This is a genomic window from Gardnerella sp. DNF01204 (genome assembly GCF_049244145.1).
Taxonomy (GTDB): Bacteria; Actinomycetota; Actinomycetes; order Actinomycetales; family Bifidobacteriaceae; genus Bifidobacterium; species Bifidobacterium vaginale.
The window spans coordinates 1,494,572-1,513,186 of sequence record NZ_CP058379.1; the positions used below are offsets into that span (position 1 = coordinate 1,494,572).

An 18,615-nucleotide genomic window follows, 5' to 3' on the forward strand; every position below is an offset into this window, starting at 1 on the left:
TTCAAATCAACGGTTGCTGGCGACTAATCCCAAACCACACGCACTTATATTCCTGAAATAATCTTGGATTTATTTTACGTTTACATCGTGCAATGGTAAAAGTTGATCAGTCATGTTTGTAGGATATCCACTAACATTAGATTTAGCTACCACAATGCTCTTTCGCGCATACATCCAGTTCGAAACAGCGTAATTATTCAACTCTTTAGCATACTGTTTGACATTTGACTCATATCCTTCTGCATTGGTTGATTTCATTGCCTGTGCAAAATATTTCTGCGACTCATGATCTTGGAACAAATAAGTAGACTTTGTATCTGCATACGCTCCAGAATCCAAAGTGTGATTCATCCATGTGAGTGCTAAGTCATATTTACCATCATGAATTCGCTGTTTCATAGTGTTCTCATCTACTTCTTCGACATTCACACGGAAACCGCCGGTAGCGTTTAACTGAGAACCAAGCGCATTACCAATATTGCTCATTCCAAGAGGTACGAGGAATGTAATTTTACCAAGGTAGGCAGCAGAGAAATATGAGAATAGAGATCGAGCTTTTTGAGGATCATGTGGATAAGTGCCACTTAAATCCTCGTATCCTGGCGACAATGGGGAAATTGGTCCACGCACAATTTGACCACCAAATGGATCAGCCGATAAAACAGTGTTTATATCCATTGCGTAACTGCTTGCTCTACGAACATGCTGATCGCAGAAAATAGACGATATTCCAGTGTTATAAGCAATCATTCGTATTCTAGTGCTCTGACCTTCAACAAGTTGAGTATTTGGCATTGACGCCATACGTTTGTTTTCATTGCCATCAAGAGGAACAGCCATTTGAATATCGCCATTCTGCATGGCATTTGCTAAAGATGTATCGTCATTAAAGTATTTAAGAGTTATGCTAGCGCAGCCAGATGCTGTACCCCAATATTTGTCGTTTCTCACAAGAACAAGGTCTGAACCTTTACTATAACCGTTAACTTTAAAAGGTCCTGTTCCCATAGCGTCTGAAGCGTAGTTTAATGAAGCGCGAGTGTCATATACAATTCCAGCTCTACCTGCTAATCTTCGCAGCAGTAATGGATCTGGCATTTTTAATGAAATGTTTAGAATATCAGGTCCTGAGTTAGATACGCTTGTAATATTCGTCAACTTTTCATAGCCTGGATAGCTTTTTGTAATACCTTGTTGAAGTGATTGCAGTACGGAGCCAGAGTCCATTACGTCTCCATTTGCAAACTTCACGCCTGAACGAATCCTAAACTTATAATTCAAACCGTCGGAAGATACGCTCCAAGACTGAGCAAGACCTGGTTTTAAAGCATTATTGCCGTCTCGTTTAATAAGCGTTTCATAAACGTTTTCAATAAGAGCTTGTTGCAGTGAATCACTGTCGTCAGTCCTAATATCTAAGGATGCTGGGGCTGTACGCAAGCCTATTTTTAAAACTGAGCCTGATGACGGAACAATACTTTCTGGAACTATTGATCTTCCATCTAAAAATCGCCATCCACCCCATGCAACAACAGACATAATGGCAATTAAGACTATAAAAATAACCCACGAGGACACGCCTGTTTTAGCTTTTTTTGCATAACGTGCTTTTCTCATATGTGATCCAGATGAGTATCTTTCAAATTCAGACATAGCCAACAGTGTATATCATCGATTGAATCATACGTAGAATTTATGCAGAAAATAATCTAAAAATACCCTAAAAAGATTCTAAAAGTTAATTATATGAGATATTAGAAAAATCCGTTACGACAACCACAACGCAGCTACAACAAAACCTACAACAAAACCTACAACATAGCTACAGCGAAACAGATGGGCACAGAAATCTTAGAGGGCAGTCAGCACAATGCGGATTCCTAGCTGTACATATTTTTCTACCATGAAGAATAAGGCGGTGAGACAAATTAGTCCATTCTTCTGGCGGAAAATAAGATGTAATTTCACGCTCAACTTTTATAGGATCTGACTTAGCTATTTTCCAATCGCTTCTCCATCTAAGCCTTGACGTCACACGCATAACGTGGGTATCTACTGGAAACCCTGGGATACCAAAAGCATTGCCCAATACAACGTTTGCTGTTTTTCTTCCTACACCTGGAAGTTTTGTAAGATCATCCATATTATTTGGAACTACACCATTGAAATCGTCCATAAGTTTTTGCGAAAGCTCTATAATATGCTGCGATTTTACTCTATAAAATCCAAGTTGATGGATGATCTCTTGTACCTTATATATTGGTGCGCGCGCTAAATCTTTTGGCGTAGGATAAGTTCTAAAAAGTTGTTCCGTTACAATATTTACACGTCTATCAGTGGTTTGTGCGCTAAGAACAGTGGCTATTAGTAGTTCAAATGGATTTGTAAAATTTAATGCACACTTTGGATTCGGTATTTCTTCGCATAAAATCCTATACTCTTCACTCATCCTAGCAATTTTTTTAGATTTTCTAGAATTGGAAGATGATTCTTGACTACTATTCACGCTTTGTAATTTAACCAATATAATAAACCACTAATCCTCTACAGGAATTCTAGTCGGAAGCTGCCGACGAATCATTATTATCAGAATCTGTAGAATCTACAACTTCATCCTGAGACTCTAAAGGATCGAAACGATATCCAACATTCCTAACCGTTCCAATAACGTGCTCATATTCAACGCCTAATTTCGCGCGTAACCTACGAATGTGAACATCCACTGTACGAGTTCCACCGTAATAATCGTAACCCCAAACCTCTTGAAGTAGGTGAGCACGAGTGAATACTCGCCGAGGATGCTGAACAAAGTATTTAAGAAGCTCAAATTCTTTATACGCTAAATCAATAGGCTTTCCGTGCAAGCTAACTGTGTAACTCTGCGTATCTACGACTAAATCCCCAGAGCACATTTGACCGCTACTGTTAATTTCCACGCTACCAGAATCAGCTACATGTTCTTTAGAAGTAGATTCAGCCGACCCACCTCGTTGAGAAGCTAGTCTAAGTCTACCTTCTACTTCGGCTGGTGAAGCAGTTGTCAGCATAACATCGCTAACACCCCAAGATGCATTAACAACTGTGAATCCGCCTTCTGTAAGAATTAAGATAACAGACATTGTTAAATTAGAAGCACGAACAATAGAGCATAAAGATTTCGCCAAAGACAAATCTTCTCTAGCATCTACAAGAAGAATAGTGTTTTCTGGCATCTTAAGCATACTAGACGGTTCCATTGGGAGCACTCGCACTCTATGCGAAAGTAGAGTCAAAGATGGCAAAACTTTTGCAGGCGCGGCACAAGAGGTCATCAATGTAATATCCGTCATATTGATACCTCCAGAACGCATAGAATTGAATAACAAATTCAAAATCAAGCTGTTAAAAGAGAATTGTAATCCATACTTAAGATACTTAATAAGAATCGAAGCATGCAAGTGTACGCTTACATATAAAATAAGTTAATACGGCTAAACAATTTATTAAAATTATCTTATAAAACGCGATAGGAGCGTAATATGAGCAACGATAACATCGCACATAATGCAATGCATAATCACATTACGATTGTTGTAACTCAATTCGTTGCTATAGCTCTTTTAGCAATTGCAGCCATTCTGCCAATAGCCACAGCAAAAGCCGTTATAACCGTTTGCGTGATTATTCTTCTGGCTCTAGTTACTTTCTGGCCACTACAAGGTTCTACAGCAGATAAAGCTATTCCGCTTTTTGCCGGAATCGCATCCATGTGGTGCGCGGCATTAGCTTTAAAAGGTTGGCTTCCTAACAGCGTAATAGATAATACAGAAGTTAGTATGGATAAGTTCATTGCAGCTATTCACCCATATGAACGTTGGGCTGTTAGCTTTGCTCTAATTCTTGTTGCTGCAACTTTTGTTAGCTTTGGTCGTCAAATGCTTAGGGAAGAGAGATCTAATCTGGTAAGAAATATTTCACATTCTCTTACAGCAAGTATCGCTTGTGCAGCTCTTCCAGGATGGCTTTTTTTGCCTTCGATTATTCGTTTCACATTCTCCGTGCGTATTCTAGAACTTGGCGTACTGGTAGCAGTATTGGGTTTGCTTGCCGTGATTGTTCTAGCTGGGCTTTCTCATCTTTGGGTTAAAGATGCAAAATACAATACTGACATGCTTTTGCCACAAGTTGGTACTGCTTTGATTCCCGTAATGATGGGCGGAATGGTTGTTTACGCAACTGGTTTAGGAATGCTACTAATCGCTTAAATTTTTTAGAATAAAAAAGTGTCTAACACATAAAAATGTGTTAGACACTAGCAAACGCGTTTCTAAAACGCTCGGAAGATTCGCGACTAATCTCGAAAACTACTTTTCGCTTTCTTCAAGACGCTTGCGAGCTGCGACAATTTCCTTTTCAGCCTGCTCAACTCCAGCCCAGAAGTCACCAGGAAGAACTTCCTTACCTGGCTCCAAAGCCTTGTACTGCTCGAAGAAGTGCTTGATTTCAGCCTTGTGATACTCATTCACGTCATCAATATCCTTGATGTCGTCGAAACGAACATCTGCCGGAACGCACAAAACCTTATCGTCTCCGCCAGCTTCGTCAACCATGTGATACAAGCCAACAGCGCGGCACTCAACAACGCATCCTGGGAACACAGAGTTTGGAATCATAACAAGAGCATCGAGTGGATCGCCATCTTCGCCCAAAGTTCCATCAATGTAACCGTAATCATCTGGATAACCCATAGCTGTGAAAAGGGTACGATCCAAGAAAACGCGACCAGTTTCGTGATCAACTTCATACTTATTCTTGGATCCGCGTGGGATTTCTACCACAACATTGAATGTTTCTGCCATGTTTACTCCTTAATGCGTAAAATAATGCGTAAAACACACTGTTTATCAATCTAACGTTTATACACCTAAATTAGACTGTTCAGTCTAACTCTAGCGCGCAGCAAAGAGCACGTAAAACGCGTTGTATAACATTGGCATTTTAGCAAACAAAAGTCGAAAGCAACCGCACTAAAAAATAGCAGAGAAAAATCTTAATAAAAACGAATAATTACCTTGAAAAATATTTAAATCCATATTAAAAAATTTCATAAAACTTGCAAAAAACATAAGAAAAATCAAGGAAAAACTAGGGAAAAACTAAGACACGCTATAACTAACTACAGTGTCTTAATACGTAGATAATATGACTACGTTTTGGGCGATGTTAGTCATAAAACAATTCATACCCACATCATGTCCACAACCAAAATTAAACCACGTATTAGCAAGTTGCAGGCAAAATGACAGAGATAAACAACGCAGCTAACACTACAAGCAAACGCAACGCTGCAATAGATGGCATGCGTGCTATTGCTGTTATTGCGATTGTAGCGTTCCACCTACGTCCAATAGTACTTCCAGGAGGATTCTTGGGAGTAACAATGTTTCTTGTTATGGCTGGATACTTCAGCACTGTATCTCTGCTAAAAATGTTTGAAACATCAAATGCGCAAAAGTCGCCAGCAACCAGCGAACAAACCAAAACACCGGTAAAGTCTAAAATATTCGCCTACTTAAAATACTTGTTTAAACGCGTAAAACGAATTTGGCCGTCTACTATAGGGATTATTGCTCTGAGCGCCCCACTAATGTGGCTATTTTCACCAAGTCTTTTAACAAAACTACAATCTGACGCACTAACAGGCGCTAGCTTTACAAGCAATATGGCGTATATTTTGCGAAAAGTATCTTACTTTGAACAATCAGGACTACCATCCCCAATAAAACACCTTTGGTATTTGGGACTTATTATGCAAATCTTTGTATTTTGGCCGATTATACTATGGGTGATTCTTAAAATTGTGCACTCTAAATTTGTAAGAATGTGCGTTACGGCGATTCTTATGCTTGCATGTTCGTTGGCAAACCTAGCAATTACGATTTTTTATGGAGATGGCCAAACCATTGCGCGCGTGTATTACTCTATTGACACTCGAGCTGGAGAATTCTTAATTGGTGCGTTACTCGCAATGTATTTCACATGGTTTAGTGAACGTTCCATTCTCAAAATTATTGCAGATGCTTGTAAATATATTGTTGGAAACAAAAGCAAAAAAACACAAATCGAAAAAATAGAGGATTCATCAGAGATAGAAGCGCAAAATACACAAAATACGCAAAATAAAAGCCAATCCTCAGAAGCCTCGATACCAGACGATTTACTAGCAGGATTGCAAGTAAACATGATGGAATCTGATAAAGATGGCGAATATGACGAATCCGATGAATCTAATAATGAAATTGCTGGGGAAAAGTGGCAACAAACCAACGAATCAGAAAACACTGATAAAGTAAAAACTGATCTAAAAAATAAATCAGAATCTGGTAAATTCGCAAAAATAGCAAAAACTCTTCAAAAACCTCTAAGCACACTACAAAAATCGATTATAGGATTGGCTGCGTTAATTTTTATTCTATGGTGCTTAGTGAAAGAAGACGGTTCAAAAACCTGGATTGTTTACGGCGGATACACGATATTCGCAATAGTTTGCGCGATTTTAATGTGGTCCTGCCTACAGAAAAATAGTATTTGCACTAAAATACTTGAAATTGCTCCACTGAAATATATAGGTCTAAGATCTTTTGCGATTTACATAGTCCACTTCCCTATTCTAGAAATACTAAACCCTGCTACAAGAACCACACAGATAACTCTTTGGGAACAGGCAGGGCAATGCGTAATAGTTATTATTGCAGCAGAGGTTTTTTACAGAATGTTCGAGATGCCTCTTGCAAATAAGCATATAACCTTTAGTATTATCCAGAAAGACGATATTATCTCGGATGATATAGACGCGAAAAACCCTGATTTATCTTCAGATACTTTAAACGTTAAAAGTAAGAATATAAGATTGCCGTTTGTTTTAAGAAGAACGGTAATAGTGATTTGTGCAATAGTTGGGCTAGCAATAATTGCAGCGCCAGTTAACTGGAATAGTATTGCGCAAGCGCGAGCTATACAATTAAGACCAGAATTAAACGCGCAAGACGCGAATACTCAAAACAAAACTGCACAAGAAAAAACTGCACAAGAAAAAAATTCCGCTAATACGAAGAAAAAAACAGGCGGAAAGCGCGAGAATATAGAAAAACAAACGCTTCCAACAAAACCATCTGACCATAGGATTCTCAACCCGATTGCAGAAAAAGTGCCAGAAAACATAAATACAAAACCATGGAAAATAGACTCAAAACGCAATGTTTGCACTGCAGACATAACAATGGTTGGAGATTCCGTAACAGAAGGCGCAAAACCATACCTTATGCAAGCATTACCAAACGCTTGGATTGACGGAAAAGTGAGCAGACAAATATTCCACGGAGCGGAAGATTATCAGCAAGATTTAGTTGGGAAACACCCTGGAAGCGTTGTAATCTATGAGCTTGGAACAAACGGACCTCCTAGAGACGAATCTGTTTTGCAAAATATGGTAAATGTTACAGGCGGCAAACCAGTGTATTTTGTAACAACCCGTGTTCCACAGCCTTGGCAAGACGAAACAAACGCAAGACTGCGCGCTTTTGCAGCGAAACGCAAAAACGTTGGAATAATAGACTGGTATGGTTTAAGCGCAGGACACTCCGAATTCTTAACAGACGATGGAATACATTTGACTCCTATTGGAGGTCCACAATACGCGCAAATGATAAGACTAGCCGTGTGCGGAGGATAATTTACTGGTAAATCCTAGTAAGAATCATGGTAAGTCCTGCGCAAATTTTGGTAAGTCCTGCGCAGCAAATCAAGTCGAAACATTACGATGGTATACATGACTGAATTAAGAACCACAATATGCTCGACTGCGCATAGCGAAGAAACAACAGCTTGGAAAAATCCGCTACGCGATCCACGAGACTTGCGTTTGGCTCGTATTGCAGGACCATGTAGTTTAGTAATATTCGGAATTACTGGCGATTTAGCGCGCAAAAAACTTATGCCAGCCGTATACGATTTGGCGAATCGAGGGCTTTTGCCACCTGGATTTGGTTTAACGGGCTTCGCAAGACGCGACTGGACAGATGAACATTTTGTAAACTTTGTGCGTGAAAATATTCAACAACACTGCCGCACACCATTTCGTGAATCAACATGGATTAACCTTGCTAAAGGCATACGTTTTGTTCGCGGAACATTCGACGACGCAAGCGCATTTGAGCGCTTAAGCAAAACCGTAAGCGAATTAGACAGAGATCTCGGAACTCGCGGAAATCACGCGTTTTACATGTCGGTTCCGCCTTCTAGCTTCCCTGTTGTGGCACAGCAGTTAGCAGCATCAGGGCTTTCACATTCCTCCGAAAACGCATGGAGACGAGTGATAATAGAAAAACCTTTTGGTCACGATTTAACAAGCGCACAAGAGTTGGATCGCGTAGTTTCCGAAGTTTTTGACCCTAATTCTGTATTCCGCATAGACCACTATTTAGGCAAAGAAACTGTGCAAAATTTGCTGGCTTTTCGTTTTGCAAATGCAATGTATGAGCCAATTTGGAACGCTAATTATGTTGATCACGTGCAGATTACTATGGCAGAAGATATTGGCATAGGCGGCAGAGCTGGATATTATGATGGGATTGGAGCAGCCAGAGATGTTATTCAAAATCATCTGCTGCAACTAATGGCTCTTACTGCTATGGAAGAGCCAGTAAGTTTTAGTGCTAGTGACTTGACGGCTGAAAAAACTAAGGTCTTGTCTGCTATACGCTTGCCTAAAGATTTAGCAACAAATACTGCGAGAGGTCAATACGCAGAAGGTTGGCAAGGATCGTATAAAGCCGTTGGATATTTGCAAGAGCAAGGAATTAGCCCGGATAGCACTACGGAAACATACGCTGCCGTGCGTTTAGACGTAGACACTCGTCGCTGGGCTGGAGTTCCGTTCTATTTGCGAACCGGAAAGCGCTTAGGAAAGCGCGTTACAGAGATTGCCGTGATTTTTAAGCGCGCTCCACACTTGCCTTTTGAGTCCACTGCTGTGCGCGAACTTGGTAGTAATGCGATTGTGATTCGCGTTCAGCCAGATGAAGGCGTAACAATGCGATTTGGCGCAAAAGTGCCAGGCGGAACATCTATGGAAGTTCGCGATGTTTCTATGGACTTTAGTTATGGAAGATCTTTTACAGAAAACTCTCCAGAAGCCTACGAGCGCCTTATTCTAGACGTTTTACTTGGCGAGCCACCGCTTTTCCCAACTACACAAGAAGTTGATTTAAGTTGGAAAATCTTAGATCCTATTGAAGATTTTTGGAGTTCGCTTGGTACACAGCCTCAGCCATACCGTGCTGGAACGTGGGGTCCAGCGGAAGCTGACGCTATGCTTGCTCGCGATAATCGCCATTGGAGGCTGCCATGATTATTAATCTTCCTAACACAAACACGTCTAAAATCTCTGCAAAAATCGACGAGCTTCACGAAGAGCGTGGAGAATCTGCAACTGGACGCGTGCTAACTCTTCTTATTGACACCACTCTTAAAGATCTTGAAAACGCACTGGGAGCAGCAAATGCAGCTAGTCGCGAACACCCTTGTAGAGTTATTGCCATTGTTCGCGAATCACAAGTCAATATAGCAGATTCACAAAGCGAAGAAACGCCAAACTTAGACGCGCAAGTACGCTTTGGCGCAGATGCTGGAGCTGGGGAAATCATTATTCTCTACCCTCATAATGGCTTAGTTCGACATCCAGATACGCTTGTTATTCCTCTGCTTGTTCCAGACGCGCCGATTGTTGCGTGGTGGCCTACAAATGCACCAGAAAATCCTGCTAAGGACTTGCTTGGAACTATGGCAAGTAGCAGAATCACTGATGCTCAAAATGCGGACAATACCCTTGAAACTGTGAAAAATTTGCGCAAAAACTGGTCTTCTAAAGATGTTGATCTTTCTTGGACTCGTCTTACTCCTTGGCGTGCAATGCTAGCTTCTATGCTTGATCAGCCTCCGCATTTACCTGTTATTAGCGCTAAGGTTAGCGGTCCAAAGCATTATGTTCCGATGCATTTGCTCGCACAATGGCTAAAAATATCGCTTAATGTTCCTGTTGAAATTGTTGAGGATTCGAGTGCGCATGCAATTACGGAGGTAAGTCTTAAAAGACAAGATGGCGTGCTTTCTTTGACTCGTCCTTCTGGAGAAGAACAAGCAATGATAAGTCTTCCAGGACAAGCAACACAGCCAATTGCAATGCCAATTAGATCTTTAGAAGATTGCTTGAGTGAGGAGTTGCGTAGAATCGATCCAGATGAGATCTATGCTCAACTTGTTCACGCAGATTGTTGCACAATGCAAGATAACGAACTTTAATACAACGGGTAAAAAATAATAAAAGGATTCATTATGGCTGAAGATTTTAGATTTGCGCATAACGCAACAGTGTACGGCTACGATAATCAAGATATTCTAGCTGCTGTTGCTGCGCAAAAACTTGTGACTTTGATTATGCAATGGCAAAACAATGTTGAAAATCTTAATAAGCCATTCCATCTTTTGCTAACAGGTGGAACAGATTCTATTCGCATGTTTCAAATGTTAGCTAGCAACCCATTGCTTCCAGCAATCAACTGGTCCAATGTTCATATTTGGTGGGCAGATGAACGTTTTGTAGCTTATAACAGCGACGATCGCAATGCGCTCAAGGCTCGCGAGCTACTTCTTAATATGCTTAGCGATCACAAAGTTTTGCAGGAGTCTCATATTCACGAAATGCCTGCAGATGATCGCAATGCGCAAGAAGTGGCAAATGCTAGCGATGCTGAAAACAATGCGATTTTAGACGCAGCAGCACGCGATTACGAAGAAGAAATTATAGGCTTACTAGGCAAAGAGCCTGTGTTTGATTTGGCAATTCTTGGCATGGGACCAGACGCACATATGGCTTCACTTTTCCCAGGATTGCCGCAAATTCATAATCGCGATCGCATAGTTTTAGGCGTGAATCACTCCCCTAAGCAACCGCCAATGAGATTAACTCTTAGCGCACCCGTGCTGGCTCATAGCCGCCGCACTTGGTTCTTAACGGCTGGAGAGCAAAAAGGAAAAGCTTTAATGAACGCGCTTTCTTCGGATAATAACCCAGATTATCCTGCGTCTTTTGCCAATGGCACGGAAGAAATCGCATGGCTAACCACCGCAGAAACTTTGCACGCTGCAATTCAGTAATCTGCATAATATTCAGCAAGTCAAAAATTAAATGCGCTACATAAATTGGCGCAAATGCGAAAATAGCATGTTTAAAACATGGCGCATTTGGGAAAATCTTCATAAAACCATTGAAATATCAAGGAAATCAATCAATTTAAGAATATTAGTAAAATTCAGCAATAAAATATGCTAAAAAAGATCAGAATAGAGTACATGCCTCTGCATAATAATGCAAAGGCATGTTAGTTATAAATATTATTTGATTTAATCTTGCTTTACTTCTGGGCGATTAGGCTCTGCCCACAAAGTGTGGAATACTCCTGGCTCGTCAATGCGACCGTAAGTGTGAGCGCCGAAGAAATCGCGCTGAGCCTGAATAAGCGAAGCTGGCAAACGCTTGGAACGCAAGCCATCGTAGTATGCAAGCAAGCTAGAGAATGCTGGCACAGGAACCCCGTGCTCAACTGCGCGCGCAATAACACGACGCCAAGCAGCTTGAGACTTTTCAATAGCATCCTTAAAGTAAGGAGCAAAAATCAAGGAAACACTCGCCTGCCCAGATTCAAAAGCCTCGGAAACGCGGTTTAAGAATTGTGCACGAATAATGCATCCGCCTCGCCAAATGCGAGCAACAGCAGCCTGGTCAATCTTCCAATCATGCTCAATTGCAGCAGCTGCAATCTCGTCGAATCCCTGAGCGTAAGAAACAATCTTAGAAGCATACAAAGCTTGGCGAATATCCTCAATAAACGCCTTACGCTCAGCATCGTTCAAATCAAAATGCATATCTGGACCAGTCAAGCCTTGACTTTCAGCAGCTTCTCGCAAAGCAACTTGGCTTGAAAGTCCGCGAGCAAACACAGCTTCAGCAATACCCGTTACAGGTATTCCGAGAGAAAGCGCAGACTGCACAGTCCAAGTACCCGTGCCCTTCATACCAGCGTGATCCACCATCATCTCAACCAAAGGCTTACCAGTCTTAGCATCCTTCTGTCGAAGCACATCTGCCGTAATCTCAATCAAATAAGAATCAAGCTCGCCCTTGTTCCACTCGCTAAACACGTCCGCAATTTCGTCAGACTTCATGCCCAAACCACGAAGCATTAAATCGTAGCTTTCTGCAATAAGTTGCATATCCGAGTACTCAATACCGTTGTGAACCATCTTCACAAAGTGGCCAGCGCCATCAGTGCCAATATGGGTTACGCAAGGCTCACCTTCTGCAACAGCTGCAATCGACTTTAAAATAGGGCCAAGAGTCTTCCAAGACTCCTCCGTGCCACCTGGCATCATCGAAGGACCGCGCAAAGCGCCTTCTTCACCACCAGAAACACCGCAACCAACGTAGTGAAGACCGCGCGCGCGAATGTTACGCTCTCGGCGAATCGTATCTTCAAAGTAGGAGTTTCCGCCGTCAACAATAATATCTCCTGGCTCCATAGCGTTTGCAAGCTCTTCAATAACAGCGTCTGTAGGAGCACCAGCTTTTACCATAATGATTGCAGTGCGTGGGCGCTTAAGCGAAGCAACAAATTCTTCAACAGTTTTAGCAGGAACGAAAGCACCTTCACTGCCGTGCTCATTCATCAAGGTTTCTGTGCGCGAATAATGACGATTATAAACAGCAACTGTATTACCGTGATGTGCAAGATTTCTCGCTAAATTCGACCCCATAGCCGCTAAACCAACAACGCCAATATTTGCTCTAGCTTGATTTTCCGCCATTTTGCACCTCTATCTTTTAATATTTATAACCGTAATATTTATAACCGTTTTATTATTTTATGATTGCTTTATTTTTAACACTTAACCAATCAAAACACACTTTTTTAAGTTTATCTACCTATATGCACAAGCGTCATTCATACGATCACAAAGCCTACGACATAGCCCACGCGTTAATGGCAATTTTGTGATAAAGATTACATTTTTACTTTTATTAGTCGCTATTAAAAAAACATAAATACCGCTTAAATCTTACAGACACGCGTGATAGCCAAAATTTGGACACACTAAATATAGGGATTAGACATACAACACGCCACTATAAATAGTGTTAAGTGGTAGTAGACTGTTAAATCGTGCCAAAAAGCACAAACTTAAATAATCATAAAGAAAAAAGACTTAGAATACACTCAACGAAGGGAGAAGAACCGTGACTATTACAGTTTTCACCAAGCCACATTGCCCACAGTGCGATGCCACAAAGCGTCAATTCACTAAGCTAGGCGTGAATTTTGAAACAGTAGACTTAACTCAAAGCCCTTCTACTTTAGACCAGTTGCGCGCAGCAGGATATCGCCAAGCGCCAGTGGTGATTACTCCAAACTCGTCGTGGAGCGGATACCGCCCAGATTTGATTGCCCAAATCGCAAGTCAACTAGAAGACGAAAATAAAAACGATTAAAGCAATCAAGAATCAAGAATAAACAATCAACAATCAAAATAATCAAAGCAATCAAGAAGCATAAAAATGTGTGATCAAGAAAATATGTCACAACCAAGCGAGCCAGAAGCGCGCGCACAAGGCGAATCAATCGGAGCTGTAGTCTATTTTTCTTCCGTCTCCGAAAACACACTACGATTCGTGAAAAATTGCGATTTTCCAAGCAACAATGTGAACGTATATCGCATACCGCTTCGACCAAAAGAGCCAGAATTGCACGTGCGCGAGCCATACGTTTTGATTGTACCGACTTACGGCGGCGGAAATATTTCTAAAGCAATACCAATGCAAGTGCGAAAATTCCTAAACAATCGCGAAAATCGTTCGTTTATTCGCGGCGTAATATCTTCTGGAAATACGAATTTTGGAGACGCATATTGCGCTGCAGGCGGTCAAATCGCAGGAAAATGCGCAATCCCAAATATGTATTCGTTTGAACTTACAGGAACTGCAGAAGATATAGAAAAAGTAGCGCAGGGAATACCAAAATTTTTAAGGCAATTAAAAGAAACAGAAAAATAGAAGAAACAGAAGAAACGAAATAAACAAATAAACAAAATCAACAAAAAACAGCGTTTGAAAAGCAAAACTAACGCACGAGGAAAGGAATAAACACCATGAATAGCACGGATCCGATGAGCGAATCTACTTCGCTTAATCTTGATCACACTGACGACACCAACACTGCTAGCAGCACAGCAGAGCGCATTCGCAACAGCCGCGACTACCACGTTCTTAACGCTATGCTCGGTCTTTTCGACCCAGAAAAAGGTATTCAGTTTGATAAAGATCAGGAAGCAGAAAAGCTTTACGTTTCGGGTTACGTGCAAGAACACAGCATGAAGTTTGCTTCAACTCATGAGCGCTTGAACTATTTGATTAGCAACTACTACTACAACGGAAACGTGTTCAGCAAGTATAGCAGCGAGTTTCTAGATAAGTTCTACGAGCACGCAGAAGCTGCTCACCACACTTTTGGCACTTTCTTGGGTGCTTTTAAGTTCTACACTTCTTACGCTTTAAAGACTTTCGACGGCAAGCAATATTTGGAAAACTTCGCTCAGCGCGCAGCAGCCGTAGCTTTGGAACTTGCAGATGGCGATGAAAAAGCAGCGCTCAACTATTTGGACGAGATGCTTGCAGGCCGCTTCCAGCCAGCCACTCCAACGTTCTTGAATCTTGGTAAAGCTCAGCGCGGAGAGGCTGTGAGCTGCTTCCTCGTGCGTTTGGAAGATAATATGGAGTCTATTGCACGCGGAATTAACTCTGCTTTGCAGCTTTCTAAGCGCGGCGGCGGCGTGGCTCTGCTTCTTACGAATTTGCGCGAGCTTGGTGCTCCTATTAAGCGCATCGAAAATCAGTCGAGTGGCGTTGTGCCTGTTATGAAGCTTTTGGAAGATTCATTCTCTTATGCTAATCAGCTTGGCGCTCGTCAGGGCGCTGGTGCCGTGTATATTAGCGCTCACCACCCAGATATTATGCGTTTCCTTGACACTAAGCGCGAGAACGCGGACGAGAAGATTCGTATTAAGTCGCTTTCTTTGGGTGTTGTGATTCCAGATATTACTTTTGAGCTTGCTAAGCGTAAGGAAAAGATGGCTTTGTTTAGCCCTTACGACGTTGAGCGCGAGTACGGAAAGCCTTTTGCAGACATCTCCGTTACCGAGCATTACGATGAGATGGTTGCAAATCCTCGCATTCACAAGAAGTACATCGACGCTCGCGAATTCTTTATGACTCTTGCAGAGATTCAGTTTGAGTCTGGATACCCTTACATTTTGTTTGAAGATACTGTAAATCGCACGAATCCTATTGAGGGCCGCATTACTATGAGCAACTTGTGCTCCGAGATTTTGCAAACTCAGGAAGCAAGCACTTATAACGCCGACTTGTCTTATAGTCACGTTGGCCGCGATATTTCTTGCAATCTTGGCTCGCTTAATATTGCTAAGGCGATGGACGGTGACTTGGGTACAAGCGTTGATTTGGCTGTGCGCGCGCTCACGTCTGTTTCGGAGCATACTTCGATTGATTCCGTGCCTTCGATTCGTCGCGGAAACGCAGAGGGCCATGCTATTGGCTTGGGTCAAATGAATTTGCACGGTTTCCTTGCTCGCGAGCACATGCAGTACGGAAGCGAGGAAGCTCTTGACTTTACAGACATGTACTTTATGACGGTTGCTTACCACGCTTATAAGGCTTCTCACGCTTTGGCTGTAGAGCGCGGGACTGCTTTTGCAAGCTTTAAGACTAGCGCTTACGCTAAGCCTGCAGGAAAAGGCAACTACTTCGATAAGTACACTGATGGCAGCCGCTCGCTTGAGCCTAAAACTCAAAAGGTTCGCGATTTGTTTGCTCGTTTTAACGTTGCAATTCCAACCGTTTCGGATTGGGAGCAATTGCGCGACGAGATTTTGCGCGATGGCATTTACAACGAGTATTTGCAGGCTGTTCCTCCAACTGGTTCCATATCGTACATAAACCATTCCACGAGTTCAATACACCCGATTGCTTCTCGCATTGAGATTCGCAAAGAGGGCAAAGTTGGCCGCGTCTACTACCCTGCTGCATACATGACGAATGACAATATGCAGTACTTTAAGGATGCTTACGAGATTGGTTGGAAGGCAATTATTGACACTTACGCGGAGGCAACTCAGCATGTAGATCAGGGATTGTCTCTTACTTTGTTCTTCCCAGACACTACGACTACTCGCGATTTGAACAAAGCTCAGATTTACGCGTGGCGTAAGGGTATTAAGACTCTTTACTACATTCGTATTCGCCAGAAGGCTTTGGAAGGTACAGAAATCGAGGGTTGCGTAAGCTGCACGCTGTAAACCTTATGGTTGTAAATCTTTCGCAAATTAAATCAAAAACTTAAAAATTTTATAAAACGTAAACACAGAATCAGGAGTAATTATGACAGAACTCAGCCCAACTGCGCTCGATCCAACAGAACTTCGCAGTAGCTTAGATAAGCCTTTCGGCACGAACCGCGTAATCGCAGACGACGCTATGATGGCAGATTCCATCACCCCAGCTCAATACCGCTATCATCACGGATCTCGCGTGCGCCCAGTTAATTGGAATAATATTGTTGACGACAAGGATTTGGACGTTTGGAATCGTCTTATTGCTAACTTCTGGCTTCCTGAAAAGGTTCCGCTGAGCAACGATATTCCTTCTTGGCGTTCCCTCACCGATCTTGAACGCAAGACAACTACTCGCGTTTTTACAGGCTTAACTTTGCTTGATACCAGCCAGGCAACTATTGGCGAACTTTGCCAGATTGAGCACGCACGCACGGAGCACGAGCAGGCTATTTACACGAATATTGCTTTTATGCAGTCGATTCACGCGCGCTCCTACTCCTCTATTTTCTCCACTCTTTGCTCTAGCGAGGAGATTGACGAGGCTTACCGTTGGGCTGTTGGAAACGACGTTTTGCAGCAGCGAGTTACAACCGTGCTTTGCGAGTATGAGAGCGAAGATCCACTTAAGCGTAAGATTGCTGCAACTATGCTTTCTTCGTTGCTTCTTTACGCAGGTTTCTACCTTCCGCTTTACTTTGCTTCCCGCGGCAAGATGATGAATACTGCCGATATGATTCGCTTGATTTTGCGAGATAAGGCGATTCACGGCTACTATTCTGGCTACAAGTTCCAGCGCGGTTTGGAGCTTAGAAGCGAGAACGACAAGAAGAATCTTGAAAAGTTCACTATGAACTTGCTTGATACTTTGTATGATTTGGAAGTTGAGTATTCTGGTCAGATTTACGAAGGATTTGACTTCCACGATGACGTTTTTGACTTCGTTCGTTACAACGCTAACAAGGCTTTGATGAACCTTGGCTACCCTGCTAAGTACAGCGAAGAAGAAACTCACGTAAGCCCAGAGATTCTTGCGGCTCTATCTCCTGCAGCCGACGAAAATCACGACTTCTTCTCTGGCTCTGGTTCCAGCTACATTATGGGCAAGTCTGTTGAAACCGACGACGACGATTGGGATTTCTAGTCGCTAGTCGCTTTACTAATTAATTAGGTTGCTTATGCACTTTCATAAGCAACCTTTTTTATTTAATTATTTAAGAATATTTCCGTTTTGGAACTATTTTTAAATATCCGCGTACTTACTGAGTTATCGTGGCAGATTTTATAAGATTTGCATTTTCTGCCATGATAACTGTGTGCGTCACGCATTTGCTGGTTCTATTGCAATACGTCCACCCAACGCTTGAACAACCTTCGCAATAGTTTGAAAACTAGGATTTCCGTCTCGTCTTAAGCTTTTGTAAAGGCTTTCCCTTCCAACCTCGGCTTTTTGAGCAATTTCTTTCATTCCTCTAGCTTTTGCAATATCGCCTATAGCGGCTTGCAACAAGCGAGGATCGTTAAGTTCTGCTGCAGCATTGAGATACGCAATAACATCATCATCGTTCTCAAGATACTCACTCGCATCCCATTTACTTATATTTACCATTTTCTCATCCAATTGCGATACTCATCTGTTTTAAGTATCTCCATAAAAATATTTTATCCTGCAGGATACAATTTTGCAATTTTTGCCATGATAACTTGTTATTTTGTAATAATTGTGTACACAATGGCGCTACTTTGGTATTACGTTGGGTGCTACATGTCTGCTACAATAAAGCAAAGCACGAATAACAAATTTATGATTCTAAGCTTAAAGGAAACGACATGACTTCTACAAAAACGGTTAAAACAGGCAGATTAAGTGTAAGAGTTAATCCAGAAATACGAGATAGTGCATCGCAAGTTCTTGAACATTATGGTCTTGATATGAGTTCAGCAGTCAACCTATTTTTGTATCAGATTGTAAATACGCAACGTTTCCCATTTTCACTTGAAAGTTCTCCATATGAGCACTCTATTGATGAAACTATGAAAGAAAAACCAATAGCTGCAGGTACTGTTGACGATTTTGCTGAGCTGATGCGCAATGCCTAAACCGCCATTTTATAGTCCAAT

Annotated in this window: 16 protein-coding genes; 10 read left to right on the forward strand and 6 right to left on the reverse strand. The window is 41.9% G+C overall.

What is annotated here, in order from left to right:
* Positions 1–69: 69 nt before the first annotated feature.
* The 3 genes from HXT46_RS05955 to HXT46_RS05965 all read right to left on the reverse strand — a co-directional run bounded on the left by HXT46_RS05955 (position 70) and on the right by HXT46_RS05965 (position 3,329).
* Positions 70–1,617, reverse strand: a complete 1,548-nt coding sequence (locus HXT46_RS05955) for an ABC transporter substrate-binding protein (protein ID WP_421785912.1) — start codon at positions 1,615–1,617, stop codon at positions 70–72.
* A 205-nt stretch (positions 1,618–1,822) separates the two neighbouring features.
* Entirely contained in the window at positions 1,823–2,524 is a 702-nt protein-coding gene (nth, locus tag HXT46_RS05960) for an endonuclease III (protein WP_004116115.1), read from the reverse strand.
* A 31-nt stretch (positions 2,525–2,555) separates the two neighbouring features.
* Entirely contained in the window at positions 2,556–3,329 is a 774-nt protein-coding gene (locus tag HXT46_RS05965) for a response regulator transcription factor (protein WP_004114288.1), read from the reverse strand.
* A gap of 189 nt (positions 3,330–3,518) precedes the next feature.
* Between HXT46_RS05965 and HXT46_RS05970 the strand changes: the two genes are divergently transcribed.
* Positions 3,519–4,244: a beta-carotene 15,15'-monooxygenase gene (locus HXT46_RS05970; protein WP_004116120.1), complete on the forward strand. Its 726-nt coding sequence runs from the start codon at positions 3,519–3,521 to the stop codon at positions 4,242–4,244.
* A gap of 99 nt (positions 4,245–4,343) precedes the next feature.
* Here HXT46_RS05970 and HXT46_RS05975 read toward each other — a convergent pair whose 3' ends face one another.
* Complete coding sequence (locus HXT46_RS05975; RefSeq protein WP_004105658.1) at positions 4,344–4,838, reverse strand: inorganic diphosphatase; 495 nt, start codon at positions 4,836–4,838, stop codon at positions 4,344–4,346.
* A 440-nt stretch (positions 4,839–5,278) separates the two neighbouring features.
* Here HXT46_RS05975 and HXT46_RS05980 point away from each other — a divergent pair, with 440 nt between their 5' ends.
* The 4 genes from HXT46_RS05980 (at position 5,279) to pgl (ending at position 11,193) form a co-directional block, all read left to right on the forward strand.
* Entirely contained in the window at positions 5,279–7,711 is a 2,433-nt protein-coding gene (locus HXT46_RS05980; RefSeq protein ID WP_421785914.1) for an acyltransferase family protein, read from the forward strand.
* 96 nt (positions 7,712–7,807) lie between these two features.
* Positions 7,808–9,388, forward strand: a complete 1,581-nt coding sequence (gene zwf, locus HXT46_RS05985) for a glucose-6-phosphate dehydrogenase (RefSeq protein WP_004138752.1) — start codon at positions 7,808–7,810, stop codon at positions 9,386–9,388.
* A complete protein-coding gene (locus tag HXT46_RS05990; RefSeq protein WP_004114280.1) occupies positions 9,385–10,338 on the forward strand; it encodes a glucose-6-phosphate dehydrogenase assembly protein OpcA in 954 nt (317 codons plus the stop codon). Before zwf ends, HXT46_RS05990 begins: the two co-directional genes overlap by 4 nt.
* 33 nt (positions 10,339–10,371) lie before the next feature.
* A complete protein-coding gene (gene pgl, locus HXT46_RS05995) occupies positions 10,372–11,193 on the forward strand; it encodes a 6-phosphogluconolactonase (protein ID WP_004138753.1) in 822 nt (273 codons plus the stop codon).
* A 246-nt stretch (positions 11,194–11,439) separates the two neighbouring features.
* Here the strand turns inward: pgl and gndA are convergent, their stop codons facing one another.
* On the reverse strand, positions 11,440–12,900 hold the full coding sequence (gndA, locus tag HXT46_RS06000; RefSeq protein WP_013399773.1) for an NADP-dependent phosphogluconate dehydrogenase: 1,461 nt from the start codon (positions 12,898–12,900) through the stop codon (positions 11,440–11,442).
* A 430-nt stretch (positions 12,901–13,330) separates the two neighbouring features.
* Between gndA and HXT46_RS06005 the strand changes: the two genes are divergently transcribed.
* From HXT46_RS06005 to nrdF, 4 genes are all read left to right on the forward strand, one after another.
* Positions 13,331–13,582: a glutaredoxin family protein gene (locus HXT46_RS06005; protein ID WP_004114274.1), complete on the forward strand. Its 252-nt coding sequence runs from the start codon at positions 13,331–13,333 to the stop codon at positions 13,580–13,582.
* Positions 13,583–13,648: 66 nt separating this feature from the next.
* Positions 13,649–14,143 carry a class Ib ribonucleoside-diphosphate reductase assembly flavoprotein NrdI gene (nrdI, locus tag HXT46_RS06010; RefSeq protein WP_004116137.1) on the forward strand — a complete coding sequence of 165 codons (495 nt, stop codon included), beginning with the start codon at positions 13,649–13,651 and terminating at the stop codon, positions 14,141–14,143.
* A gap of 95 nt (positions 14,144–14,238) precedes the next feature.
* The gene (gene nrdE, locus HXT46_RS06015) at positions 14,239–16,461 is read left to right on the forward strand and encodes a class 1b ribonucleoside-diphosphate reductase subunit alpha (RefSeq protein ID WP_080575267.1); all 2,223 of its coding nucleotides are present in this window, start codon (positions 14,239–14,241) and stop codon (positions 16,459–16,461) included.
* Between the two features lie 82 nt (positions 16,462–16,543).
* Entirely contained in the window at positions 16,544–17,638 is a 1,095-nt protein-coding gene (gene nrdF, locus HXT46_RS06020) for a class 1b ribonucleoside-diphosphate reductase subunit beta (protein ID WP_004114270.1), read from the forward strand.
* Positions 17,639–17,815: 177 nt separating this feature from the next.
* Here the strand turns inward: nrdF and HXT46_RS06025 are convergent, their stop codons facing one another.
* Positions 17,816–18,103 (reverse strand): addiction module antidote protein, encoded by a 288-nt coding sequence (locus HXT46_RS06025; protein ID WP_009994045.1) that lies wholly within the window; start codon positions 18,101–18,103, stop codon positions 17,816–17,818.
* A gap of 221 nt (positions 18,104–18,324) precedes the next feature.
* On the opposite strand from HXT46_RS06025, the gene HXT46_RS06030 reads away from it, so the two are divergent.
* Positions 18,325–18,594, forward strand: coding sequence for a type II toxin-antitoxin system RelB/DinJ family antitoxin (locus HXT46_RS06030; protein WP_415707003.1), 270 nt, complete (start codon positions 18,325–18,327; stop codon positions 18,592–18,594).
* The last annotated feature ends 21 nt before the right edge of the window (positions 18,595–18,615 follow it).